This is a genomic window from Streptomonospora nanhaiensis (assembly GCF_026642255.1).
Lineage (GTDB): Bacteria > Actinomycetota > Actinomycetes > Streptosporangiales > Streptosporangiaceae > Nocardiopsis > Nocardiopsis tropica.
Map to the genome: position 1 here is coordinate 6,245,820 of NZ_CP113264.1, position 22,976 is coordinate 6,268,795.

General features: G+C 73.5%; 19 protein-coding genes. 9 read left to right on the forward strand and 10 right to left on the reverse strand.

All coding sequences use genetic code 11. The features are described from left to right. Nucleotides 1–132 precede the first annotated feature (132 nt). Together greA and OUQ99_RS26850 are read left to right on the forward strand one after the other, a co-directional pair. Entirely contained in the window at nt 133–633 is a 501-nt protein-coding gene (gene greA, locus OUQ99_RS26845; RefSeq protein WP_267946558.1) for a transcription elongation factor GreA, read from the forward strand. 228 nt (nt 634–861) lie between these two features. Beyond that, entirely contained in the window at nt 862–1,422 is a 561-nt protein-coding gene (locus OUQ99_RS26850) for an RDD family protein (RefSeq protein ID WP_267946559.1), read from the forward strand. An 83-nt stretch (nt 1,423–1,505) separates the two neighbouring features. Here the strand turns inward: OUQ99_RS26850 and OUQ99_RS26855 are convergent, their stop codons facing one another. Further along, the gene (locus OUQ99_RS26855; protein ID WP_267946560.1) at nt 1,506–2,813 is read right to left on the reverse strand and encodes a hypothetical protein; all 1,308 of its coding nucleotides are present in this window, start codon (nt 2,811–2,813) and stop codon (nt 1,506–1,508) included. Nucleotides 2,814–3,080: 267 nt separating this feature from the next. Continuing rightward, nucleotides 3,081–4,232 (reverse strand): FIST signal transduction protein, encoded by a 1,152-nt coding sequence (locus tag OUQ99_RS26860; protein ID WP_267946561.1) that lies wholly within the window; start codon nt 4,230–4,232, stop codon nt 3,081–3,083. Between the two features lie 244 nt (nt 4,233–4,476). On the opposite strand from OUQ99_RS26860, the gene OUQ99_RS26865 reads away from it, so the two are divergent. Together OUQ99_RS26865 and OUQ99_RS26870 are read left to right on the forward strand one after the other, a co-directional pair. Then, nucleotides 4,477–5,886, forward strand: a complete 1,410-nt coding sequence (locus OUQ99_RS26865) for a sigma 54-interacting transcriptional regulator (RefSeq protein ID WP_267946562.1) — start codon at nt 4,477–4,479, stop codon at nt 5,884–5,886. Between the two features lie 232 nt (nt 5,887–6,118). After that, nucleotides 6,119–7,291: a VWA domain-containing protein gene (locus OUQ99_RS26870; RefSeq protein WP_267946563.1), complete on the forward strand. Its 1,173-nt coding sequence runs from the start codon at nt 6,119–6,121 to the stop codon at nt 7,289–7,291. A 188-nt stretch (nt 7,292–7,479) separates the two neighbouring features. Here the strand turns inward: OUQ99_RS26870 and OUQ99_RS26875 are convergent, their stop codons facing one another. Continuing rightward, nucleotides 7,480–8,292 (reverse strand): GntR family transcriptional regulator, encoded by an 813-nt coding sequence (locus tag OUQ99_RS26875; protein WP_267946564.1) that lies wholly within the window; start codon nt 8,290–8,292, stop codon nt 7,480–7,482. Between the two features lie 8 nt (nt 8,293–8,300). Next, complete coding sequence (locus OUQ99_RS26880) at nt 8,301–9,032, reverse strand: GntR family transcriptional regulator (RefSeq protein ID WP_267946565.1); 732 nt, start codon at nt 9,030–9,032, stop codon at nt 8,301–8,303. A gap of 304 nt (nt 9,033–9,336) precedes the next feature. Between OUQ99_RS26880 and OUQ99_RS26885 the strand changes: the two genes are divergently transcribed. Next, the gene (locus OUQ99_RS26885; RefSeq protein ID WP_267946566.1) at nt 9,337–9,576 is read left to right on the forward strand and encodes a hypothetical protein; all 240 of its coding nucleotides are present in this window, start codon (nt 9,337–9,339) and stop codon (nt 9,574–9,576) included. A 202-nt stretch (nt 9,577–9,778) separates the two neighbouring features. Here OUQ99_RS26885 and OUQ99_RS26890 read toward each other — a convergent pair whose 3' ends face one another. The 3 genes from OUQ99_RS26890 to OUQ99_RS26900 form a co-directional block, all read right to left on the reverse strand. After that, nucleotides 9,779–10,924: a cystathionine gamma-synthase gene (locus OUQ99_RS26890; protein WP_267946567.1), complete on the reverse strand. Its 1,146-nt coding sequence runs from the start codon at nt 10,922–10,924 to the stop codon at nt 9,779–9,781. A 100-nt stretch (nt 10,925–11,024) separates the two neighbouring features. Then, nucleotides 11,025–11,765: an acyltransferase gene (locus OUQ99_RS26895; protein WP_267946568.1), complete on the reverse strand. Its 741-nt coding sequence runs from the start codon at nt 11,763–11,765 to the stop codon at nt 11,025–11,027. A 175-nt stretch (nt 11,766–11,940) separates the two neighbouring features. Beyond that, the gene (locus tag OUQ99_RS26900; RefSeq protein ID WP_267946569.1) at nt 11,941–13,308 is read right to left on the reverse strand and encodes a cystathionine beta-synthase; all 1,368 of its coding nucleotides are present in this window, start codon (nt 13,306–13,308) and stop codon (nt 11,941–11,943) included. Between the two features lie 375 nt (nt 13,309–13,683). On the opposite strand from OUQ99_RS26900, the gene OUQ99_RS26905 reads away from it, so the two are divergent. The 3 genes from OUQ99_RS26905 (at nt 13,684) to OUQ99_RS26915 (ending at nt 16,662) form a co-directional block, all read left to right on the forward strand. Then, nucleotides 13,684–14,736, forward strand: a complete 1,053-nt coding sequence (locus tag OUQ99_RS26905) for an SGNH/GDSL hydrolase family protein (RefSeq protein WP_267946570.1) — start codon at nt 13,684–13,686, stop codon at nt 14,734–14,736. Nucleotides 14,737–14,879: 143 nt separating this feature from the next. After that, a complete protein-coding gene (locus OUQ99_RS26910; protein ID WP_267946571.1) occupies nt 14,880–16,100 on the forward strand; it encodes an acetyl-CoA C-acetyltransferase in 1,221 nt (406 codons plus the stop codon). 310 nt (nt 16,101–16,410) lie between these two features. Further along, complete coding sequence (locus OUQ99_RS26915) at nt 16,411–16,662, forward strand: DUF4287 domain-containing protein (RefSeq protein ID WP_267946572.1); 252 nt, start codon at nt 16,411–16,413, stop codon at nt 16,660–16,662. Between the two features lie 118 nt (nt 16,663–16,780). On the opposite strand, the gene OUQ99_RS26920 is transcribed toward OUQ99_RS26915, so the two are convergent. From OUQ99_RS26920 to pruA, 3 genes are all read right to left on the reverse strand, one after another. Continuing rightward, the gene (locus OUQ99_RS26920) at nt 16,781–17,698 is read right to left on the reverse strand and encodes a Bax inhibitor-1/YccA family protein (RefSeq protein WP_267946573.1); all 918 of its coding nucleotides are present in this window, start codon (nt 17,696–17,698) and stop codon (nt 16,781–16,783) included. A 329-nt stretch (nt 17,699–18,027) separates the two neighbouring features. Continuing rightward, on the reverse strand, nt 18,028–18,954 hold the full coding sequence (locus tag OUQ99_RS26925) for a proline dehydrogenase family protein (protein ID WP_267946574.1): 927 nt from the start codon (nt 18,952–18,954) through the stop codon (nt 18,028–18,030). Nucleotides 18,955–19,100: 146 nt separating this feature from the next. Continuing rightward, nucleotides 19,101–20,726 (reverse strand): L-glutamate gamma-semialdehyde dehydrogenase, encoded by a 1,626-nt coding sequence (pruA, locus tag OUQ99_RS26930; RefSeq protein ID WP_267946575.1) that lies wholly within the window; start codon nt 20,724–20,726, stop codon nt 19,101–19,103. 142 nt (nt 20,727–20,868) lie between these two features. Between pruA and OUQ99_RS26935 the strand changes: the two genes are divergently transcribed. Beyond that, nucleotides 20,869–22,692 (forward strand): helix-turn-helix domain-containing protein, encoded by a 1,824-nt coding sequence (locus OUQ99_RS26935; RefSeq protein ID WP_267946576.1) that lies wholly within the window; start codon nt 20,869–20,871, stop codon nt 22,690–22,692. The last annotated feature ends 284 nt before the right edge of the window (nt 22,693–22,976 follow it).

Genomic DNA, 22,976 nt, shown 5'->3' on the forward strand with positions numbered 1-22,976 from the left:
CCCTCCCCGCACTGGTCCCCGGTGCCGCCGCCACGCCTGCGAGATCCCTTGTGCCACCACACACGGTGATATTCTCGTAAGTTCAGCTTCGGCCGCCTGGTGGCCCTTGCTACTAGTACACAAGGAGTTCCAGTGACCCAGACCCGCGATGACAACGTCACCTGGCTCACCCAGGAGGCGTATGACCGGCTCAAGTCTGAGCTGGACACCCTGTCGGGCCGTGGGCGGATCGAGATCGCGGAGAAGATCGAGGCCGCCCGCGAGGAGGGCGACCTCAAGGAGAACGGCGGCTACCACGCCGCCAAGGAGGAGCAGGGCAAGATGGAGGCCCGCATCCTCCAGCTCACCGGGATCCTGCGCACCGCACGCGTCGGCGAGGCCCCGCGCACCGAGGGCGTGGTCGGCCCCGGCATGACCGTCACCGTCAAGTTCGACGGGGACGAGGAGGAGGTCACCTTCCTGCTCGCCTCCCGCGAGGAGAGCGGATCTCCGATCGACGTGTACTCCCCGAAGTCCCCTCTCGGGTCCGCCATCAACGGCAAGCGCATCGGTGAGAGCGTGAGCTACACGCTCCCGAACGGCAAGAGCCTGGGGGTCGAGATCATCGACGCCGTCCCCTACAGCGGCATGTGAGGCACAGGCGGAACAGGTTGGGGGGCGGCCGAGGGCCGCCCCCCGCCGCGTTCGGGGAGTCCCGCGCCGGCCGCGCGGACCGGTGCGGTCGGAGGTTCTGGGGCGCCGCGACGCATCCGTCCGGGCTCCCGGCGCGTCGTAGTCTCTGAGTACCGGGAGGCCCGGCGGGTCCGGCCCGCGGCCTCCTGCGCCCTTCCCCGACCGACGAACAGAGGAACCGACCCCGCGATGCCCACCCCCCACTGGAACCCCCAGGAACCCCGGCCCGGTTCGTACGTCCCGACCAGCGGCTGGGGACCGGCGTCCGCGCCCCCGGGCGCCGACCGGGGAGGACCGGGGACGGTCGGCCTGGGGCGCCGCCTGGCCGCCCGCGCCATCGACTACGCGCTGGTGGTGGTCGCCGCCTGGGCGTTCTTCCTCTTCATGGCCCTGGTGACGGCGGTGCTCACCCTGGGCGCCGACACCACCGACGCCCAGGGGGAGCTGTGGGCCCTGCTGTTCTTCTTCGGCTGGGGCCTGCTCCTGTTCTTCTACGACTGGCTGTACCTGGTCGCCTGGGGGCGGACGATCGGCAAGATGGCGGTCGGCATCAGGGTGGTGAGCGCCGCGGACGGGGGGAGGCTCACCCAGGGCCAGGCCCTGGGCCGTGCGGCGTTCTTCGGCCTGCCCCAGACCCTGCCGCTGGTGGGGAACCTGTTCTCCCTGGCGGAGGCGCTGCCCATCCACTTCGACCCCCGGTCCCGCGCCCTGCACGACAGGGCCGCCGGGACGGTCGTCGTCCGCGTCTGAGCCGGGGACGGCCCGGGTCCGCCCCGGCGCGGTCCGCGGCTCCCGGCGGAGGCCCCGGGGCGCCGGGGCCTCCGTGCCGGGGGCTACCGGCGGGCGCAGTCGGGGGCGTCGGCGCCGCCGTCGGCGAACGCCGCGGGGACGTAGTTGCCGGGGCCGATCCGGTACCAGGCGCTGCTGGTCCCGAACGGGCCCGTCGCCTCGTCCCCGACCGTCTGGCAGGCGACGTCGACGTTGGCCTTGTGCGCCGCGAGCCCCACGGGGTCGTGTTCCAGGCCGGGGCCGCCGCGCACGACCACCGGGTCGCTCTGGGTCACCGTGGTGATCTCCGCGCGCTGCCGGTAGTCGGCGGTCCACAGGTAGTCGACCTCCACCCAGGCGTTGGTGGGGAGCTGGAGCCCCTCCCGGAAGGCGCCGTCGGCCAGGTCGATCCCGGCGGGGTTGCGGACCTTGCGCCCGAACCCGTCCAGCCCCCCGTTGTACCCGTCCGTGTACGCCGCCTCCGCCTGGGGCCGCCCCCGCTCCAGGTCGTTCCAGGACTCGCGGTCCTCGTTCCAGTGGTCGTCCCCGGTGTTCCAGGGGCCCACGTCCCAGACGGGGAGGTAGGCGCAGCGCGGCTCGTGCTCGGGGGTCTCGTTCTTGCCCTCGGGACCCAGCGCTCCCGTGGTGCACACCCGCACCGTGTACTCGCCGCCGCCCCGCGTGGCCAGGCCTCGACGGGAGGGCAGGGCCACGAAGTGGTCGTCCTTCCGGACCGTGTGGCCGTTGGCGGTGGTCCCGCCCACCAGGCCGATGCGCGTCGCGAAGAGCCGCGCCGAGAACGGTTCGGCAGGCCGGGCTCCGTGGGCGCCGCCGTCCCGCTCCCCACCGCCCGGTCGGCCCGCGCCGCTCGCGAGCGGGCGCACCCGCAGACCGGTGAGGGCCGTGTCACCGCCCTCGACCTCCACCCGCAGCTGCACCTGGGTGACGTCCTCGGGCAGGGTCACCCGGCCGCCGCTCCCCGGTGCGGGGTACCACTCGGTCCACATCCCGTCCGGGCGGACCCCCCGCACCTCGGCCAGGAGGTGCTCGACGTCGCCGTCCGCCCGCACCCGCACGTCGACGGAGTCGGTGGGCCCGTCCAGGGCCTGCTCCGGGAAGGTCGCCAGGCCCGTGCGGCCGCGCTGCCCCTCCCTGCGCAGCGAGGCCCCGCCGCCGTCCGCCTCACCGACGTCCGTCCGCAGGGCGCCCGACTCCAGCACCAGGCCGACCCGGTCCGCGGAGTCCAGGTCCTGTCGCAGCCAGCCGCCCTCCGCGAAGGCGGGTGCCGGCGCCGCGAGGGGCACGAGGAGCGCCGCGGCGCCCAGGGCCGCCAGGGTCCGGGCGGTGGTGCGCTCGCACCGTCTGTCCGACATCTGTACCTTCCCTCACCAAACACCGAGAGTGATCAAATCAGTAACTCTCAGTAAGCGCCCTGGTGTGCGCACACTCAAGGAGCTTGTGGCGGGTGTTGGTGTTACGGCAGTAAAAGTCCGGCTCGCAGCCCGGGGACGGCCGTGGGCCGACCAGGGCGCTGCCGGTGCGGCGCGAAGGGCCGCCCCCGCCGGTCCCGGCGCCCCGGCCCGCCACGGACACGGGGTCACGGCGGAGGAACGGGGCCGCGGACCCCTGCGGCCGACGCGCTAGGCGAAGGCGAGCAGGCAGGCGGTGAACCCGTGCACGTGGTTGACGCCGCCGACCGGCCCGATCTCCCCCGCCGCGAAGAAGCCGGCGACGGCCTCGACGCCCAGCACGCGGTGCACGGCGAGGACGTCGTGGTCGGCGTGGGGGAAGAGCGCGGCCCCGCGGCCGTTGCAGGAGAAGAGCAGTCCGGCGCCGACGGCGTGCTCCGCCCCGAAGTCGGCGAGCCGCCGGGCGAGGTCCTCGTCCGCGGTGCCCGCGTCGCGGACCTGGAAGCGGACGGTCTGGCCGACGTCCACCATGTCGCCGACGGTGAGCCCGCCGAGCTCGGGATCGGCCCCGACCACGCTGCGGATCAGGAAGTCGCCCTGCCCGTGGTGGTCGGCGTACTCGTCCATGGCGATGCCGAGGTGCAGACCGTGTCCGGCGAGTTCGCGGTCCTCGTCCGAGAGCTCCTCGACGAGCTCCTCGAGCTTGTCGTAGGCGTTGACCCCCGCGAGTTCGAGGATGAGGTTGCCCTCGGACTTGGTGACGGTCATCGCCGGGCCGACGGGGCGGCAGCCCTGGCTGACGACGGTGCCGAGGACGTTGGCGCCGCCGAGCAGGAGGCCGATGGCCCCGTGCTCCGCGACGTCGCCCTCGCAGAACAGGCGGACGGACTCCTCCCCCCGCATGCCGTCGGCCATGCCCCCGACGAGGGGAAGCCCGTTGAGCGCGACCGTGGACTCGCGCACGAACGCCTGGGTGGGGAACTCGTAGGGGTTGGTCAGCAGGATGGCGGCCCGGTCGTCGGGGCCGGGCTCGCGCATGCCGACGACCGCGAGGTGGTCGCCCTCGATCACGGTGTCCAGGCGGAACGGGGTGATCTCCACCCCGGGCAGACCGGCGCACCACACGCTCACCGAGCCCTGCCCCTCGACGCCGCGTCCGCCGCCGATGACCCCGGTGGAACTGCACCCGAGGGTGGTCGCGCCCCCCGCCAGCGCCATGACGCGCTTGCCCGCGAGGGTGACCTCCTCGGGGTCGGCGCCGCAGACGAAGAAGCACACCAGGTCGGCCGCCCCGTCGACCTGCTCCAGAGCGCCGAGGACGGCGCGCTCGGCCGCGTTCACGAGGTCGGCCCCCGTCGTCAGTGCATTGCCGAACCGTGCCACCAGCCGCCACCTCCGGTTTCACCGGCCGCCCGGGCCGTTCGCAGGACTCCACCGTCACGTCCCATTCTTCCATCCCGGCGGCCACCGGGGGATCTTCCGGTGAACAGGGCCGGGCACCGGCCCCGGTGGCGGGGCCGCCGGACGGGGACGCTCTGATCGGGGTCCCTTTCCCCAGCCGGGCCGCGGAAACCCCGGGCGGGGGATACTCCCGTCACCCCGCCCCGGTTGCGGATAGGTTCGGTGGGTGAGCGCACCCCCCGAACTCCCCCGGACCCGCGCGGCGCTGCGCGAGTACGGCCACGTCCACCGTTCCGTCTCCGCCGAGGTGCGGGAGAACCTGCTCCGCCTGATGGGCTCCGGCGGACCTCGCTTCCCCGGGGTGCTCGGCTTCGACTCGACGGTGCTCCCGCAGGTGGAGCGCGCCCTGCTGGCCGGGCACGACCTCGTGCTGCTCGGCGAGCGGGGGCAGGGCAAGACCCGGCTGATCCGCTCCCTGGTGGGCCTGCTGGACGAGTGGTCCCCGGCGGTCGCCGGGTGCCAGGTGAACGACCACCCCTACGCGCCGGTGTGCCCGGTGTGCGTGCGGCGCTCGGCGGAGGAGGGGGACCGCCTGCCCGTGGTGTGGCGGCACCGGCGGGAGCGGTACGGGGAGAAGCTCGGCACCCCCGACACGGGCGTGGGCGAGCTCGTGGGCGACGTGGACCCGGCCCGGCTGGCCGAGGGGCGCTCCCTGGGCGACCCGGAGACCGTCCACTACGGCCTCGTGCCGCGCGCGAACCGCGGCGTGTTCTGCGTGAACGAGCTCCCCGACCTGCCCGCCCGCGCGCAGGTGGCCCTGTTCAACGTGCTGGAGGAGCGCGACCTCCAGGTGCGGGGCTACAGCCTGCGGCTCCCCCTGGACCTCCTGGTGGTCGCGAGTGCCAACCCCGAGGACTACACGAGCCGGGGCCGGATCGTCACCCCGCTCAAGGACCGCTTCGGCGCGCAGGTGCGGACCCACTACCCGCTCACGCTGGAGGACGAGCTGGCGCTGGTGCGCCAGGAGGCGGTGCTGCCGGAGGGCACGGCGGTGCCCGCCCACGTGTGGGAGACCGCGGCGCGGTTCACCCGGCTGGTGCGCGCCTCCAAGCGGGTGGACGCCAGGTCGGGGGTGTCCGTGCGCTTCGCCGTCGCGGCGGCCGAGACGGCGGCGGCGTCGGCGCTGCGCCGGTCCGCCCTGACGGGCGGGGAGGCCCCGGTGGCGCGCGTGTGCGACCTGGCGGCGGCGGTGGAGCCGCTGCTGGGCAAGGTCGAGTTCGAGCTGGGGACCGAGGGCCGGGAGCCGGAGGTCCTGCACGCGCTGCTGGGACGGGCGACGGCGGAGGCGTTCCGGGAGCGGCTGGGCGGGACGAACCTGTCCGCGCTCGTCGAGCGGTTCACCGGCGGCGCCACCGTGGAGTCCGGCGACCTGGTGGGCGCCGCCGAGCTGCTGCGCCGGGTCGGCGCCGTGCCGGGGCTCGCGGCGATGATCGCCGGCGCCGCCCCGGAGTCGGAGGACGGCCCGCCCACGCCCGGCCTGGCCGCCGCGGTGGTGGAGTTCGCGCTGGAGGGCCTGTACCTGGAGCGCCGCCTGTCCAAGGACGTGCTGCCCGGCGGCGGGGTCTACCGGTTCTAGGCCGTGCCCCGCGGGTCGTTCCGGGCCCGCGTCCGCCGGGCTGCCTCCCGCCGCGCCGACCGCGCCCGGACAGCAGGCCCCGGGCCGGCCGGGAGCACCCGCGGACCACGCCCCGGGCGGCCCGGCGCGACCGCGGGTCCACCGGGATCGGCGCCGCCGGAGCGCGCACCGGGCGTAGGGTCGTGGCCGACGCGCCCGGTCGGTGGGCCGGGAGGATCGGGGGGCGGCACGGGTGAGGTTCCGGTACCGGGAGTACGACGGCGGACCCGATCCCCTGGACGGGCCGGAGGAGGAGCCCCGGCCGACGGAGGGGACCGCCGCCCCGCATGAGCGGCCGGTCGGCGGCGCGGACCCCGCCGCCGGGCCGGAGCCGCTGGAGTCCCCGGCCCTGGAGGGGGTGCGGATCAGCTACGGGGAGGACGGGCCCGCGGCCCCGGACGGACCGGCCGCCGTCGCCGCCGGCGGGTGGGGGGACGGCTCCTCCCGCCCGCAGGTGCCCGGGGACCCGGCCGCGCCGGGGGACGGCGCCGGGAGGGACCGGTCCCGGCCGGAGCCACCGGACTGGGGACCGCGCGAGATCCGTCGGCTGGGCGAACTCGCCCTGCGCGACATCGAGGCGGCGGGGCGCCGGCGCGGCGTCCGCGGCGGCGGCCTCCGGGGCGGCGCCGGACCGGGCGGCGAGGCGACCGGCGGCCACCTGCCCCGCGACGAGGCCGGGGACCTGGCGCTGGACGCGGTCGCCACGGCGCGCGAGGCGGTCCTGCGCCGGGCGCGGCCCGGGGAGCGCTCCGCGGTCCTGCGCCCGCAGGACGTGCGGGTGGTGGAGACCGAACCGGCGGAGGCCGCCGCCGTGGCCCTGCTGGTGGACCTGTCGCACTCGATGACGACCCGCGGGCTGCACGGGGCCGCCACCGGGACGGCCCTGGCCCTGGACGCGCTGGTCCGGGTCCGCCGTCCCCGGGACAGGCTGCGGCTGGTCGGGTTCGGGGACAGGGCCCGGGAGATGACCCCGGCGGAGCTGGCGGCCCACGACTGGAGCCGCGTCCCGGGCACGAACCTGCACCACGCGCTGCGGCTGGCGCGCGGCCACCTGCGGCGCCACCGCGACCTGCGCCCGCAGGTGATGGTGGTGACCGACGGGGAGCCGACCGCCCACCTGGGCGAGGACGGCGGCGCGCGGTTCTCCTGGCCGCCGGATCCCCGCACCGGGGAGCTGACGCTGGCCGAGCTGGACGCCGCGCTGCGGGAGGGGGCGGAGGTGGCGTTCTTCGTCCTGGCGGACGATCCGCGGCTGCGCGCGTTCCTGGAGCGCGTGGAGCGGCGCCGGGGCGTCCGGGTGGTGCGCGCCGACGCCGGGGGGCTGGGCCCCCTCGTGGTCGACCGCTACCTGGGGCGCCGGGGCTGATCCTGCGCCCGGGGGCGCACGGACCGGCGGCGCCGGGCAGGGGTGCGGCGCCCCGGCCGGTCCGGGGCGCGGAGGGCAGGCCGTGCGGAGGGCAGGTCGTGCCACCCGCGCCGTCCCGCGGGCGGCGGGCCCCGTTCGCGGGGTCCGCGCCGCGCGGTCCCGCCGTGCCCGGGCCGCGGCCGCGCGGGTCAGCGCTCGAAGATGTTGACGTCCGAGGCCATCAGCAGGAGTTCCTCGGGCGCCCGGCCCCCGGAGTAGAGGAGCTGGTGGCGGTTGGCGGGCATGACCGTCTCGGTGAACCTCAGAGGGGTCTCCCCGTCGTAGGCGACGCGTTCCTGGACGAGCAGGGGGATCCCCGGTCCCAGGCCGAAGGACTCGGCCTCGTCCTGGGAGGGCATCCGGGCGCCGACGATGTCCCAGTTCCAGTCCTCCCGGTAGCCGAGCTCCTGGAGCACCGCCGCCACCCCCTGCTCCAGCCGGTCGGGGGACATGAGGGGGGTGTTGTTCGCGATGCTGAAGGGGAAGTGGGTCACCTGGGACTGCCACAGGCTGCCCTCGACGAACCGGTCGGAGGCCCGGATGACGACCAGCCCCCCGTGGGGGCCGTCCCCCGCGTCGCCGCGGCGGAGCCGCCTGGCCACCTTGGGCCGCATGGTGTCGAGGCTGACCTTGATCTTCTCGTCGATCTGGTCGTATCCGGCCTCGCGCAGGTGCGGCTGGTAGCCGGCGTCGAAGCGTTCGGAGTCGCTGCCGCCCGTGATGGGGGTGGCGAGGTGGACGATGGGCCGGTGGTCGGCGACGAAGGCCCCGCGGCCCGCCTGGATGGCGATGCGGCCCTCGTCCTGGAGGATGCGCATGCCCAGGCGTGCGGTGGCGCGGGAGACGTCGAGCTGCTCGGCGAGCTCCTCCTCCCCCGGCAGCCGTTCTCCCGGTTTGTAGTCGCCCCTGGTCAGCGCCTCCCGCAGGTGGTCCGCGACCTCGGTCTTCCTCGACGTGCTCATGCGTGTGCTCAGTCCCGGCGGTAGGCGTTCATGTTGCCGTGTTCGTACTGGTAGCGGATGCTGTGCCCCGCGTAGACCGTCTCCACCACGCGGATCGGCCTCTCCTCCGAGAGGTCGGTCCTGTGGACCTCCAGCACCGGTACCCCGGGCGGGAGTTCGAGCTGCCCGGCCTCGTGGGGGCTGGGCATGCGGGTCGTGAGCTCGTCCACGAAGCCGACCTGGCGGTGGCCGTGGTCGGCGAGCACGGCGAGGGCGCTCTCCACGTCCTCGGGCAGCATGAGCGGGGTGCCGTTGACGAGGTCCATGGGGTAGTGGGCGGAACTGACGGAGCCCGAGATCTCACCGGAGAACCGGTACATCCGGCGGACGACCGTCATGTCGCCCTCGGGCACGCGCAGGCGGCTCGCGATGTCGGGGGTGGCGCTGAGGAGCTGGAGCTCCTCCAGCATCTGGCCCGTCATGCCGGATTCGTTGAGTCCGGCGGAGCCGTCCCTGGTGCGGTTGGCGTAGAAGGTCTCGGGGACGACGTCCTGGACGAAGTGCCCCCTGCCGGGCCGGCTGACGATCAGGCCCTGGTTGCGCAGCATGCCCAGGGCCAGCCTGATCGTGTTGCGGGAGGCGTCGAAGCGCTCCTCGAGCTGCTTCTCCGAGGGCAGCTGCCCGCCGAGCGGCAGGCTTCTCTCCTGGATCTCGCGCCTCAGAGTCCGCGCGATCTGTCGATATCTGCTTTCTGCCCGCATAAGTCAGCCCTCGCTGGGGTACTAGACCAACAACCTAGCTTGTACCAACAAGGTGATCGGTACACCAACCGAACAGGTCCATCCGGTTCTGCTGAACCTATCGTAGGTGAAGGCCACCCCCAGTACACGGTGTCGCCGCCGATGAGACACCCGAAAGAGCAGCGCACGGCGGACCGCAACCCGCCGGGCCGCACACCCGAGCACCACCGACAACGGATACAGCACTCGTGAGACACCACCCCGCGCCCCCTCACCCCGTACGGGGGCGTACGAAGCACTAGAGACTTCCCCTGAGGAGACCAGCATGATCCCGATCGCCGTCACACTCGTCGGAGTCGTCCTTCTGGGCCTGGCCGTGGGCTTCCTGCTCGCCGTCTCCATCGGCATCCGCCGCCGGGACAGCCGGGGCGCCTACCGCTCCCTGCGGGGCGACGACCCCATCGCCCTCTCCCGTACCGGCCGCCTCGTCGTCGGGCTCCGCTTCACCAACGAGAAGCCCGCCGGGACCGCCCCTCCCCAGGACCGCGCCTCCACCCCGGTCTGAACCGGGAGGCCGGGACCGGCCGCACGGTGCACCCGCCGCACGGCGCGGGAGCACACCGGTCGACAGCCCCTCGGGGCGCCGCGGCGGCGGGCCCGCAGGAGAGCCCGCCGCAGAGAAGCCACGGCACCGGGGACGCGGCCCCGGAGAGGCGCCGTGACGGGCCCGGCGGCGACGCCGGAGGGCCAGCACGGCAGAAGGCGGTCTAGTCCCCCAGGGCCTGGAGCAGGTCCGCCACCAGGTCGGCGCCGGACTCGATGCCCACGGAGATCCGCACCAGGTCGGCCGGGACCTCCAGCGGGGAGCCGGCGGTGGACGCGTGCGTCATCCGCCCGGGGTGCTCGATCAGGGACTCCACCCCGCCCAGGGACTCGCCCAGCGTGAAGACCTCGGTCCGCTCGCACAGCTCCAGCGCGGCCTTCTCCCCGTCGCGCAGGGCGAAGGAGACCATCCCGCCGAAGGCCCGCATCTGCCGCTCGGCCACCTTGTGCCCGGGGTGGGCGTCCAGCCCGGGGTAGTAGACCCTGCGGACCGCCGGGTGGCCCTCCAGCACCGCCACGACCTGCTCCGCGTTGGCGCTGTGCCTGTCCATCCGCACACCCAGGGTCTTGACCCCGCGCAGGGTCAGCCAGGAGTCGAAGGGCCCCGGCACGGCGCCCATGGTGTTCTGGTGGAAGGCCAGCCGCTCGCCCAGCTCTGCGTCGGAGACGACCAGGGCGCCCCCGACCACGTCGGAGTGCCCGCCCAGGTACTTGGTGGTGGAGTGCACGACCACGTCCGCGCCCAGGGTCAGCGGCTGCTGGAGGTAGGGCGAGGCGAAGGTGTTGTCGACGACGTGCAGCGCGCCCGCGTCGTGGGCGATCTGCGCGACCGCCTCGATGTCGGTGATGTTCAGCAGGGGGTTGGTGGGCGTCTCGGTCCAGACGACCCTGGTCTCGGGCCGGACGGCCGCGCGCACCGCCTCGGGGTCGGACTGGTCGACCGCGTCCCACCGCACGCCCCAGCGCTCGACCACCTTGGAGACGAGGCGGAACGTGCCGCCGTAGGCGTCGCCCGGGATGACGATGTGGTCGCCCGGCGACAGGACCGTGCGCAGCAGGGTGTCCTCCGCCGCCATCCCGGAGGCGAACGCGAGGCCGCGCGTACCGGCCTCCAGCGCCGCCAGGCACTCCTCCAGCGCGGCGCGCGTGGGGTTGCCGGTGCGGGAGTACTCGTACCCCTGGCGCAGCCCGCCCACGCCGTCCTGGGCGTAGGTGCTGGTCTGGTAGATCGGCACCACCACGGCGCCGGTCCCGGCGTCCGGTTCCTGCCCCGCGTGGATGGCCAGTGTTTCAAACCCGTCGAACTTCATGGGGCCACAATAGTGCCCGCGGCCTCCCCGGAACCCGTGTTCAGCTGGGCCGGAGCGCTCCGGACGGGGCCCTTCGCCGGGGCGTTCCGCCCGGCCGGGGTCAGACCGGCGGGAAGCGGGTGGCGGACCCCGGCGCCGGCGGCTCCACCGGGATCTCCGGGGGCAGGCCGGTGACGGGGGTGGGCACCCGGGTGGGGGTCCCGGTCTCGCGCAGCGGGGGCTCCCACCCGAGTTCGGCGTCGTAGGTGCGCACGACCTTGCCGGGGACGCCGGCGATGACGGCGTGGTCGGGGTAGGCGCCGGGTCGGACCACCGTGCCCGCCGCCACGACGGAGTTGCGGCCCAGGTGGACCCCGGGGAGGATGACCGCGTTCGCGCCGATCCAGGTGCCGTCGCCGATGCTGACGGGGTCGTCCACGGGCCACTGGAGGCCGACGGGGATCTCGGTGTTGGCGTAGGCGTGGTTCTGGTCGGTGATGTAGACGTAGGGGCCCGTGTACACGTGGTCGCCGATGTCCACGGACTTGTGGGCGACGATGTGGGAGCCGCGGCCGATGGCGCAGCCCGACCCGATCCGCACGACGGAGCCCTCGCCCAGGTCGTAGTCCGGGCCCATCCCCGCGGCGAGGGTCATGTCGCCGCCCAGGACGGTGTGCACGCCGATCTCGATCCAGGGCTCGCCGTAGAGGGTGGCCGTGGGGAAGGCGATCGCGGAGCCCGTCCCGAAGCGCGCGAACTTCCGGGCGGCCGCGGAGCCGGCGCGGATTTCGGCTCTGCTCCGGGCGTAGGACCAGACGGAGCGGATGATCCAGGACAACAGCCGAGACACGCGTGCTCCCATTTATTACCTGCCAGTAATACTGCCGCGAACATTAGCAGTGTCCGAGTATGCGTCGATATGCCCGGGACTCACGCACCGGGGCCCCCGGACGCGTCGCGGAAGACGCGTCCGGGGGCCCCGGAGGCCCTGCGGTCGTTCGGCCGCCCGCCGGAGCGGGCGCGGCGGGCGCCGCCCGCTAGCCGGCCAGGTGGGCGAGCAGGTCCTGGCGGGTGAGAATGCCCACCGGCTTGCCGTCGCGCAGCACCACCAGGGCGCCGGAGCCGCGCAGCAGGCGCACGCAGTCGCTGACGGGCGTACCGGTGCCGACCGTGGCGAGCGGCTTGCCCATGTGCGTCTCGACCGCGTCGTCCAGCTGCGCCCGGCCGTCGAACAGCGCGTCCAGGAGGTCGCGCTCGGCGATGGAGCCGACCACCTCGGCGGCCATGACCGGGGGCTCCTCCTTCATGACGGGGAGCTGGGAGACGCCGTACTCCCGCATGATCGCGACCGCGGTGCCCACCGTCTCGTCCGGGTGGCTGTGCACGAAGTCGGGCAGCTCTCCGCCCTTCTCCCCGAGCACGTTGCCGGCCGTGGCCTCCTCCGTCTCGGCGGTCAGGAAGCCGTAGTCGGACATCCACTCGTCGTTGAAGATCTTGCCGAGGTACCCGCGCCCGCCGTCGGGGAGCAGCACGACGATGACGTCGTCGGGGCCCGCGTCCTTGGCCACGCGCAGCGCGGCCTCGACGGCCAGCCCGCAGGAGCCGCCCACCAGGAGGGCCTCCTCACGGGCGAGGCGGCGGGTCATCAGGAAGGAGTCCTTGTCGCTGACGGCCACGATCTCGTCGCACACGGAGGTGTCGTAGGTGCCGGGCCAGATGTCCTCGCCCACGCCCTCGACCAGGTACGGGCGGCCCGTGCCCCCGGAGTACACCGAGCCCTCGGGGTCGGCGCCGACGATCTTCACGGAGCCCCCGGAGACCTCCTTGAGGTACTTGCCGGTGCCGCTGATGGTCCCGCCGGTGCCGATGCCCGCGACGAAGTGGGTGATCCGGCCCTCGGTCTGGTCCCAGATCTCGGGGCCGGTCGCGTGGTAGTGCGACTCGGGGTTGTTCCGGTTCTCGTACTGGTTGGGCTTCCAGGCGCCGGGGATCTCGGCGGCCAGCCGGTCCGAGACCGAGTAGTAGGACTCGGGGTGCTCGGGGGCGACCGTGGTGGGGCACACCACGACCTCGGCCCCGTAGGCGCGGAGCACGGACAGCTTGTCCGGCCCGACCTTGTCCGGGCACACGAAGACGCAGCGGTAGCCCTTCTCCTGCGCGACGATCGCCAGGCCGATGCCGGTGTTGCCGGAGGTGGGCTCGACGATGGTCCCGCCGGGCCGGAGGTCCCCGCTCTTCTCCGCCGCCTCGACCATGCGGAGCGCGATGCGGTCCTTGACCGAGCCCCCCGGGTTGAAGTACTCGACCTTGGCCAGGATCGTCGGCGCGAGCCCCTCCGTGACCTTCCGCAACCGGACGAGAGGGGTGTCCCCCACCAGGTCGATCAGTGAGTCGTGTACCCGCACTTGTGCTCCCTCGGCATCGTGGCGACCGGGTCTTCGGCCCGCCTGGTCCTCGCCCCGGCGGCGAGTCCGGGGCCGTGGGCCGGTCCGGCCCGTCTCACCCCGACTCTAACGTTTCCCACCAGGGGGTTCGGCGGGCGGAATACGGCGCGGACCCGGTGCCCGCGCACGTCCGGGGGCGGCCCTCCGCCGAGGCCGCGGAGGGGCTGCCGGTGCGCACGGTGCGCGGACGGGGTCGCCCGGACGCCCGTTCCCCCTCACCCCGGGGTTCGGACGGTGTGCCGCCCGGGTACGTGACCCGGGGGTTCCCCGCCGGTAACCTCGCAGGTAACCGGCTCGCCCCAGGGCAGGCGGGTCCGAGGACTCGGAGGTCGTCCTGTGCTGCGAGCCGCACGCGCACGGCGGATCGCCGCTGCCACCGCGTTCGGTGGCGGCGGGCTCACACTCGTGGGGGGCGGCACGGTCGCCCTCCTCTACCTCCAGGCGAGGCTGGCCCGCCGCGCGGTCGGCACGACGCGGTGGGACCGGCCGGTCGTCAACGGCGTCTACGGCGGGGGCGGGGGCACGCCGCTCCGGATGCTGATGATGGGCGACTCCACCGCCGCCGGGTTCGCGGTCGCCAGGGCCGACCAGACCCCCGGCGTCCTGCTCGCCTCCGGGATCGCGGCGGCGTCGGAGCGCCCGGTCCGCCTGCGCTGCACGGCCTCCCCCGGCGCCACCTCCGCGAACCTGTCCGCCCAGGTCGAACGCGCACGGGCCCTGGAACCGGGTTCGCGCTACGACGTAGCGGTGGTCTTCATCGGCGCCAACGACGTCATCCGCCGCATCCGGCCCAACGACGCCGTCGCCCGGCTGCGCGAGACCGTGCAGGCCCTGGTCGGCCGAGGGACCGCCGTGGTCGTGGCGACCTGCCCGGACCTGGGCACGGTCCGCCCCATCGGCTGGCCGCTGCGCTCGATCGCCCGACGCGCCTCGCGACAGCTCGCCGCGGCGCAGACGATCGCCGTGACCGAGGTCGGCGGCCGCACCGTGTCCCTGAGCGACATCCTCTCCGACGACTTCCGGACGGACCCTTCATCGATGTTCGGGCCCGACCGATTTCATCCGTCAGCTCGCGGGTACGCGCAGGCCGCATGCGCCGTCCTCCCCTCCGCCTGCGCCGCCCTCGGGCTGCTCCCGGAACTGGAGGAGGCCCGTCGCACACGCGGCATCCTGCCGGTGGACCGGGCGGCCGTGGTCGCCGCCGAGACCCCGGGCACGGAGGTCTCGCGCGCGGCGTCCCACGTCGACGGACAGGCGCCGGGGACGCGCGGGCGCTGGGCCGCGCTCATCCGGAGCCCCTTCCGGCTGCGGGCGAACGGCGACCGCGAGGAGCGCCCCGCGGAGTTGGGGGCGGGGGACGCCGGACGGCCTTCGGGCGAGCCCTCCTGAACGCCGACCCCGGGTGGCGGGCGGAGGCCCCGGACGGGTTTACTGGTCGGTAACAAGACATGCTGTGACCTGTCCCGGCGCGCCGACCGCCGAGTCCGGACCCACAGCCCGCACGCAGCACCTCAACGATAGGGACGAAGCCCATGCCCGAAGCAGTCATCGTCGCCACAGCCCGTTCCCCGATCGGCCGCGCCTTCAAGGGCTCGCTCAAGGACATCCGCCCGGACGACCTGACCGCCCAGATCATCGGCGCCGCCCTGGCCAAGGTGCCCCAGCTCGACCCCTCGGGCATCGACGACCTGATGCTCGGCTGCGGCCTGCCCGGCGGCGAGCAGGGCTTCAACATGGCCCGCATCGTGGCCGTCCAGCTCGGCCTGGACACCGTCCCCGGCACCACCGTGACGCGCTACTGCTCCTCCTCGCTCCAGACGACCCGGATGGCCTACCACGCCATCAAGGCGGGCGAGGGCGACGTGTTCGTCTCCGCCGGCGTCGAGACCGTCAGCCGCTTCGCCCACGGCAGCAGCGACAACCCGCAGAACGAGAACCCGCTCTTCGCCGACGCCAAGGCGCGCACCGAGAAGCGCAAGGAGGGCGGCGCCGCGGCCTGGACCGACCCGCGCGAGGAGGGCGCGCTGCCCGACGCCTACATCGAGATGGGCCAGACCGCCGAGAACGTCGCCCAGATCACCGGCGTCTCCCGGCAGCGCCAGGACGAGTTCGCGGTGCGCTCGCAGAACCTCGCCGAGAAGTCCCTCGACAACGGCTTCTGGGAGCGCGAGATCACCCCGGTGACCCTGCCCGACGGCAGCGTGGTCAGCACCGACGACGGCATCCGCCGCGGCACCACCTACGAGAAGGTCGCCGGCCTCAAGCCGGTGTTCCGCCCCGACGGCACCGTCACCGCGGGCAACGCCTGCCCCCTCAACGACGGCGCCTCCGCCGTGGTCGTCATGAGCGACACCAGGGCGGCGCAGCTGGGCATCACCCCGCTGGCCCGTATCGTGTCCACCGGCGTGACCGGCCTGAGCCCGGAGATCATGGGCCTGGGTCCGGTCGAGGCCTCCCGGCAGGCCCTCGCCCGTGCCAACATGGCCATCGGCGACATCGACCTGGTCGAGATCAACGAGGCCTTCGCCGCGCAGGTGCTGCCCTCCGCCGACCAGCTGGGCATCGACATCGACGGCACCCTCAACGTCAACGGCGGCGGCATCGCGGTCGGCCACCCGTTCGGCAGCACCGGCGCCCGCATCACCGGCACGCTGATCAACGGCCTCCAGTTCCACGACAGGACGTTCGGCCTGGAGACCATGTGCGTCGGCGGCGGCCAGGGCATGGCGGCGATCTTCGAGCGCCTCAGCTAGGCCTTCCCGGGGGCCGGCCGCGCCGGCCCCGCCGAGGTCCCCCGTCCCCTCCTCACATCGGGGGAGAAAGGGGGCCTTCGTGCATATGTGGGCATTTGCGACACTTCACCCATGGACGTCGAAGAACTTCCCCTCCGCCGGACCACGGGCGATTACGCACCTGCACATCCGCGATCGTCTGTCATTGGGCTCCGGGCAAACGTTCCCGCACCGGCAAGGTAAAAGCTGGCGACCGGGGCTTGTCCGGAACGTGTTCCTGATGCAGGGTCGCAGGTAAGTGCCACACACCACAGCGCTGCCGGAGGTGCCTATGTCGGTAACCCACTCGCCGGAGGTCCACGCCAAGCTCATCGAACGCATCCCGGTCGTCACCGGCCGGGGACTCCACGAGTGGTTCGCCGCCCTCGACAAGGGACCGGGACTGCTCCGCTGCCAGGACAGGTCCAACTGGCTCGCGGACGAGTACGAGCTCCCCCAGTGGTACGCGCAGGCCATCGTGCTGGAGCACGACCGCCGCCGCAGGAACCGTTCGATCCCCGCACCGCGCGGCGAGAACGCCTGACCACGGGTCCCGCGTCCGAACACCGCACGCGACACGACGAAGGGGCCGCCACCCGGAACACCCGGGTGGCGGCCCCTCGCCACGCGACGAAAACCTGTCGGCCGCCGGCCGACGGTCGCTACTCGGCGAAGATCGTCTTGATCATCCAGAGCAGGCGCAGGATCTCGATGTAGAGCCAGACCAGGGAGACGGTCAGGCCGAAGGCGAACTGCCAGGCGAACTTGTCGGGGATCCCGGCGTTCAGGCCCTCCTCGATGCCCCGGAACTCCAGGGCGAGGGTGCAGGCCGCGATGACGACGAACACGAGGCCGACGACCAGGCCCAGCGGGCTGGGCTCGCGGATGCCGATGCCGCCGGAGATGAAGAAGCTGGCCACGAAGTTCACCAGCATGAGCGCGGCCGCGCCCAGGGTGGCGTACATGACGACCTTCATGAAGCCGTCGGTCACCTTGATGATGCGGAACTTGTACAGCGCCAGCATCACGGCGAACACGACGACCGTGCCCAGGACCGCCTGGGTCACGAGGGCGCCGCCCGCGCCCGCGTCACCGGTCGTCGCCTCCAGGGACGAGGCCAGGAGCGCGGAGAGCCCGCCGACGAGCAGACCCTCCAGGGCCGCGTAGGCGAGGATCGCGACGGGGTTGGTGATCTGCTTGAAGGCGATGACCAGCCCGAGCACCAGGCCGCCGAGGGCGCCGACGATCATCAGGCCCATGGTGAGGCCCGGGGCGAAGGGGTCGAAGAGGAAGTAGTTGACGACGGCGAAGAGCGCGACGACACCGAGGGTCATCCCGGTGCGCACGACGACGTCGTCGATGGTCATCCGCTGGCCGCCGGCGCCCTGGACGGGACCGCCCGGGTACCCCTGCTGGGGGTAGCCCTGCTGGGGGTACTGCTGGCCGTAGCCCTGCTGCGGGTACGGTTGTCCGTACCCCGGCTGACCGTAGCCCTGCTGACCGTACCCCTGGTGGGGGGCCCCGGCCGGGGCCTGCTGAAGTGCCCGCTTGAGGACGGGGTTGGAACTCCGCATCCGCATGTCTAGTAATGGCCTTTCACGCGTGGATTGCTGCCCACAAGGTAACGTACGGGGCCGACACGGGGTTCCACAGGACAGGTCACCGTTGGGAAACGGGGCGGGCCGCCGACGGCGGTGCCGCATCGCGCGGAAGAGGCCCCTCGCGGACCGGCCGCTGCGGGACCGCGGCCCCGGGCGCGGCCGTGCGGCACACCCGTCCGCAGGCCCCGCGTTCGATCGTCGGAGCCCCGGCAGCGCACGTGGTCGCCCCGGGGCCCGGGTCGCCCGGACAGCACCCGGGCCCGTGGCCGGGATGCCGTCCGGCCACGGGCCCGGGGTCGAACGCCGGGCTAGTTGCGGGTCACCAGCGAGCGTGCCAGGAAGAGCACGTTGGCCGGGCGCTCCGCCAGGCGCCGCATGTAGTAGCCGTACCACTCGGTGCCGTACGGCATGTAGACGCGCATCCTCTTGCCCTCGGCGGCGAGGCGAACCTGCTCGGCGTCGCGGATCCCGTAGAGCATCTGGTACTCGTAGTCGTCCGCCGAACGGCCGTTGGCCTCGGCCAGGGAGCCGGCGATGGCGACCATGCGCGGGTCGTGCGAGGCGACCATGGGGTAGCCGTCGCCCTCCATGAGGACGCGCAGCGCGCGCACGTACGCCTTGTCGACCTCGGCCTTGTCGCGGTACGCGACCGAGGCGGGCTCGTCGTAGGCGCCCTTGCACAGGCGCACGCGCGAACCGGCGCCGCTCAGGTCGCGGCAGTCCGCGACGGTGCGGCGCAGGTAGGCCTGGAGCACCGCGCCAGTGGACGGGAAGTCCTCGCGCAGCTCCCGCAGGATCCCCAGGGTGGAGTCGACCGTGGTGTGGTCCTCCATGTCGAAGGTGACCGTGGTGCCGATCGCCTTGGCCGCCTCGGCGATCTCGCGGGCGTTCTCCAGGGCGATCTTCTCGCCGTCCCTGTCGAGGAACTGGCCCACGGCCGAGAGCTTGACCGACACCTCGGCCCGGTCCCCGAGACCGGCCTCGCCGAGCGCGGCGAGCAGGTCCCGGTAGGCGGTCACCGTCGCCGCGGCCTGCGCGGCGTCGGCGGTGTCCTCCCCCAGGAAGTCCAGGGTGACGTAGCGGTCCCTGGTCAGGTCCTCGATCGCGGGGAGGGCCTCCTCCATGGTGGAGCCCGCCACGAACCTGTGGACCATGGCCCGGGTCATGGGGGTGCGCTCGACGACGGTGCGGACCTTCGCGGACCTGGCGGCGAGCAGAAGGGGCTTACGAAGCATGGTGACCTCGAAGAAGACGTGCGCGGGCCTGTGGACCCGCGCGGACGGGGCAGCGGCCGGGGGGTGTCCCCGCGGTGCCGGTGGATTCCTCGGGGGGCTGGAGGGGTCCGCACCCCCTCAGGACGGGAGGGGGTGCGGAACCGTGGCTACCCCTGGTGGGGGTAGGAGGAGACCGTCGGCGCGACGAACGTCTCCTTGATGGCGCGCGGGCTGGACCAGCGGGACAGGTTCTGCGCGGAACCGGCCTTGTCGTTGGTGCCGGAGGCGCGTCCGCCGCCGAACGGCTGCTGGCCCACGATGGAGCCGGTCGGCCGGTCGTTGACGTAGAAGTTGCCCGCCGAGAACCGCAGCGCCTCGGTGGCCCTGGCGATCGCGGAGCGGTCCTTGGCCAGGACCGCGCCGGTCAGGGCGTAGGCGGAGCCCTCGTCGACGATCTTGAGGATGTCGTCGAACTCGTCGTCCTCGTACACGTGGACGGCGATGACCGGGCCGAAGTACTCGGTGCGGAACACGTCGTTGGTCGGGTCCGTGCCCTCGATGATGGTCGGGCGCACGAAGTAGCCGACGGAGTCGTCGGCGGTCCCGCCGGCGATGATCTCCAGGGTCGGGTCGGACTCGGCGTCCTTCAGGACCTTGGCCAGCTTGTCGAAGGAGCGGCGGTCGATGACGGCGCCGATGAAGTTCGACAGGTCGGTCACGTCGCCCATGGTCAGGGCCTCGGTCTCGGCGACCAGGTCGTCGCGCACCTGCTCCCACACGGAGCGGGCGACGAAGGCGCGCGAGGCGGCCGAGCACTTCTGGCCCTGGTACTCGAAGGCGCCGCGGACGATCGCGGTGCGCAGGACCTCGGGGTCGGCGGAGGAGTGCGCGACGATGAAGTCCTTGCCGCCGGTCTCGCCGACGATGCGCGGGTAGCTGCGGTAGGAGGAGATGTTCTCGCCGACGCTCTTCCACAGGTGCTGGAAGGTCTTGGTCGAGCCCGTGAAGTGCACACCGGCGAGCTCGGGGTCGTTGAGGGCGACGTCGGAGACGGCGAGGCCGTCACCGGTGACCATGTTGATGACGCCCGGGGGCATCCCGGCCTCCTCCAGGAGGCGCATGGTCAGCTCGGCGGCGAACTGCTGGGTCGGGGAGGGCTTCCACACGACCACGTTGCCCATCAGGGCCGGGGCGGTGGGGAGGTTGCCCGCGATGGCGGTGAAGTTGAAGGGGGTGATCGCGTAGACGAACCCCTCCAGCGGGCGCTGCTCCATGCGGTTCCACACGCCGCGGACGCTCAGGGGCTGCTGGGCGATCAGCTCGCGGGCGTAGGAGACGTTGAAGCGCCAGAAGTCGATGAGCTCGCAGGCCGCGTCGATCTCCGCCTGCTGGGCGGTCTTGGACTGGCCGAGCATGGTGGCGGCGTTGATGGTGGCGCGCCAGGGGCCGGCGAGCAGGTCGGCGGCGCGCAGGAGGATGGCGGCGCGGTCGTCGAAGGACATCGCGCGCCACGCCGGGGCGGCGGCCTTGGCCGCGGCGACGGCGGCGCGGGCGTCGTCGTGGGTCGCGTTGCGCATGGTGCCCAGGACGGCGGCGTGACGGTGCGGCTGCACGACGTCGATGGGCTCTCCGCCGCCCATGCGGCTCTCGCCGTTGATGCGCATCGGAAGGTCGATGCTCTCCTTGCCGAGCTCCTCCAGCTTGGCGACGAGCTCTTCGCGCTCGGCGCTGCCGGGCGCGTAGGACAGAACGGGTTCGTTCTGCGGCAGCGGGACGTTGGTCACGGCGTCCATGGGCACCTCCCCAGTTAAGAATGTCCCTGAAACGAGCAGGGTTGAGCTGACTCAACGCTCTCAGAACAAGACCGTGCGAACCTTGTGGGGCAGGCCACTCTTTGCCCGCCTTATTTGTTCACTGGGACAAAATGGGACTCATATGAGCACTGACACCCCACCACCGGGCCCCTTCCACCCCTCTGACGGCGAACCGCGCCGGACGGAAGTGCGGACGAGCGTCTTCGCAGGTCACTCCGCCCACGACGGGGAGGGTTCCACCGGGGTGCCCCTGCGCAGACTGCTGCTGGCCCTGGGCGACCCCGTCGCGGACGTCGCGGCCGCGCCGGGGGGTCTTGATGTCCAGGTGGACAATGTCGTCATCCTCGATCCGGAGGACCGCGCGGAGGTCCGCGAGGGCGACCTGGTGCTGCTGATCGGCGCGCGCGGAGCGGCCGCGCGCCGGCTCGTCCGGACGCTGGCCGAGCAGGGCGCCACGGCGGTCGCCGTCAAGACCGGCGGGCATCCCCAGGACGAGGCGCCGTCGTCGGGCGGCCGGGCGGGGCGGCCCAGGCCGGGCGCGACCGATGAGCTCCAGGCGCTGCGGAGCGAGGCCCGTGAGGCGGGGATCGCCCTGCTGGCGGTCCGCGCGGAGGTGCGGTGGGACCAGTTGCAGGCGGTCTGCCAGAGCATCGTGGACGACGCCCGGCTGACCGCCGTCGAGGACCTGGGCGAGTCCAGCGGCGACCTGTTCTCGATGGCGCAGACGATCGCCCAGCTGACCGGTGGCCTGGTGAGCATCGAGGACGCGGCCAGCCGGGTGCTGGCCTACTCCAGCGGCGCAGAGGTGGACGAGCTGCGGCGGCTGTCGGTGCTGGGCAGGCGCGGACCGGAGTCGTACCTGGCGCTGCTGCGCGAGTGGGGCGTGTTCGCCAAGCTGCGTGCCGGCGAGGAGGTGGTGCGTATCGAGGAGCACCCCGACCTGGGCATCCGCCGCCGCCTGGCGGTGGGCATCCACGCCGGACGGCAGCCGCTCGGGGCGATCTGGGTGCAGGAGGGCGCGAGCCCGCTGGCGGAGAACGCCGAGGAGGCGCTGCTGGGGGCCGCCCGCACCACCGCGCTGCAGATGATCAGGCAGCGCAGCCAGGCCAGTGCGGGGCTGCGGCTCCGCGAGGACCTCCTGTCGAGCCTGCTGGAGGGGAGGATCGACGCGGGGGCCCTGGCCGACACGGTGGAGGTGCACGCCGACCGCGGCGCGCTGGTGGTGGCGTTCTCGCTGCTGGAGGCTCCGGACGGAGCCGGCGAGGAGCGTCCCGACCGGCCCGCCCGCGAGCTGCGCCGGCGCCGGATGATCGACCTGGTGTCGGTGCACACCGCCGCGTACCGCCGCAGCGCCCTGGTGACGGAGCTGGGCGGCCGGGTGTACGTGCTGCTGCCGGACCTGGAGCGCGGCAGGGAGGGCTGGCGGGGGGTGGAGCAGTCGGTGCTGGCCCTCACGCGCAAGACGGTGGCGGCGGCGCGCGCGGCCCTGGGGGCGCGGGTGCAGGGGGCGGTGGGGTCGCTGATGGAGCGGCTGGCGGACGTGCCGGACTCGCGCGCCGAGGCCGACCGCGTGCTGGACGCGATGGGCCGCGACCTGGAGCGGCACCTGGACTGGGAGGTGGCGACCATCTCCGACGTGCGCTCGCGGGTGCTGATCGGCGAGACGCTGGCCCGGTTGCGGGAGGATCCGTCCCTGCGCGACCCGAGGGTGAGCCGGTTGATCGAGTACGACCGTGCGGGCGGCGCCGACCTGGTGCACTCGCTGCTGGCCTACCTGGAGGCGTTCGGTGACGCGCGGGCGGCGGCGGAGCGGCTGCACATCCACCCCAACACCCTGAGGTACCGGGTGCGCAGGGCCGCCTCGGTGAGCGGGATCGACCTGGGCGACCCGGGAGAACGGCTGTTCACGCAGCTGCAGCTCCTCATGGAGCAGCAGGCCCCGTAGCCCCACGCCCGCCCGGGGGTGGCCGGTGCAAGCCGACCCCGCCCCTGGGGGTTGTGCGTGAGGGCGCCGCCGGGGTGCTGCAGGACGAGTCAAGCCGCGAGCGAGGAACGAGCGACAGGCGCAGACGAGGACGAAGCACACCGGCCTCAAGGCGCCCGAACACGGGGCAAAGCGAAGCGGAGCCCCAAAACAGCAGGGTTGTCCCTGAGAGCCGACCCCGCCCCTGGGGGTTGTGCGTGAGGGCGCCGCCGGGGTGCTGCAGGACGAGTCAAGCCGCGAGCGAG

What these genes read in the sequence shown, in the direction of transcription:
- OUQ99_RS26935 (WP_267946576.1), top strand. Translation starts at nt 20,869, where the DNA reads ATGAGCACTGACACCCCACCACCGGGCCCCTTCCACCCCTCTGACGGC.
- OUQ99_RS26880 (WP_267946565.1), bottom strand. Translation starts at nt 9,032, where the DNA reads ATGCGGGCAGAAAGCAGATATCGACAGATCGCGCGGACTCTGAGGCGC.
- OUQ99_RS26885 (WP_267946566.1), top strand. Translation starts at nt 9,337, where the DNA reads ATGATCCCGATCGCCGTCACACTCGTCGGAGTCGTCCTTCTGGGCCTG.
- OUQ99_RS26850 (WP_267946559.1), top strand. Translation starts at nt 862, where the DNA reads ATGCCCACCCCCCACTGGAACCCCCAGGAACCCCGGCCCGGTTCGTAC.
- OUQ99_RS26925 (WP_267946574.1), bottom strand. Translation starts at nt 18,954, where the DNA reads ATGCTTCGTAAGCCCCTTCTGCTCGCCGCCAGGTCCGCGAAGGTCCGC.
- OUQ99_RS26895 (WP_267946568.1), bottom strand. Translation starts at nt 11,765, where the DNA reads ATGGGAGCACGCGTGTCTCGGCTGTTGTCCTGGATCATCCGCTCCGTC.
- OUQ99_RS26910 (WP_267946571.1), top strand. Translation starts at nt 14,880, where the DNA reads ATGCCCGAAGCAGTCATCGTCGCCACAGCCCGTTCCCCGATCGGCCGC.
- pruA (WP_267946575.1), bottom strand. Translation starts at nt 20,726, where the DNA reads ATGGACGCCGTGACCAACGTCCCGCTGCCGCAGAACGAACCCGTTCTG.
- OUQ99_RS26875 (WP_267946564.1), bottom strand. Translation starts at nt 8,292, where the DNA reads ATGAGCACGTCGAGGAAGACCGAGGTCGCGGACCACCTGCGGGAGGCG.
- OUQ99_RS26890 (WP_267946567.1), bottom strand. Translation starts at nt 10,924, where the DNA reads ATGAAGTTCGACGGGTTTGAAACACTGGCCATCCACGCGGGGCAGGAA.
- OUQ99_RS26920 (WP_267946573.1), bottom strand. Translation starts at nt 17,698, where the DNA reads ATGCGGATGCGGAGTTCCAACCCCGTCCTCAAGCGGGCACTTCAGCAG.
- OUQ99_RS26855 (WP_267946560.1), bottom strand. Translation starts at nt 2,813, where the DNA reads ATGTCGGACAGACGGTGCGAGCGCACCACCGCCCGGACCCTGGCGGCC.
- OUQ99_RS26915 (WP_267946572.1), top strand. Translation starts at nt 16,411, where the DNA reads ATGTCGGTAACCCACTCGCCGGAGGTCCACGCCAAGCTCATCGAACGC.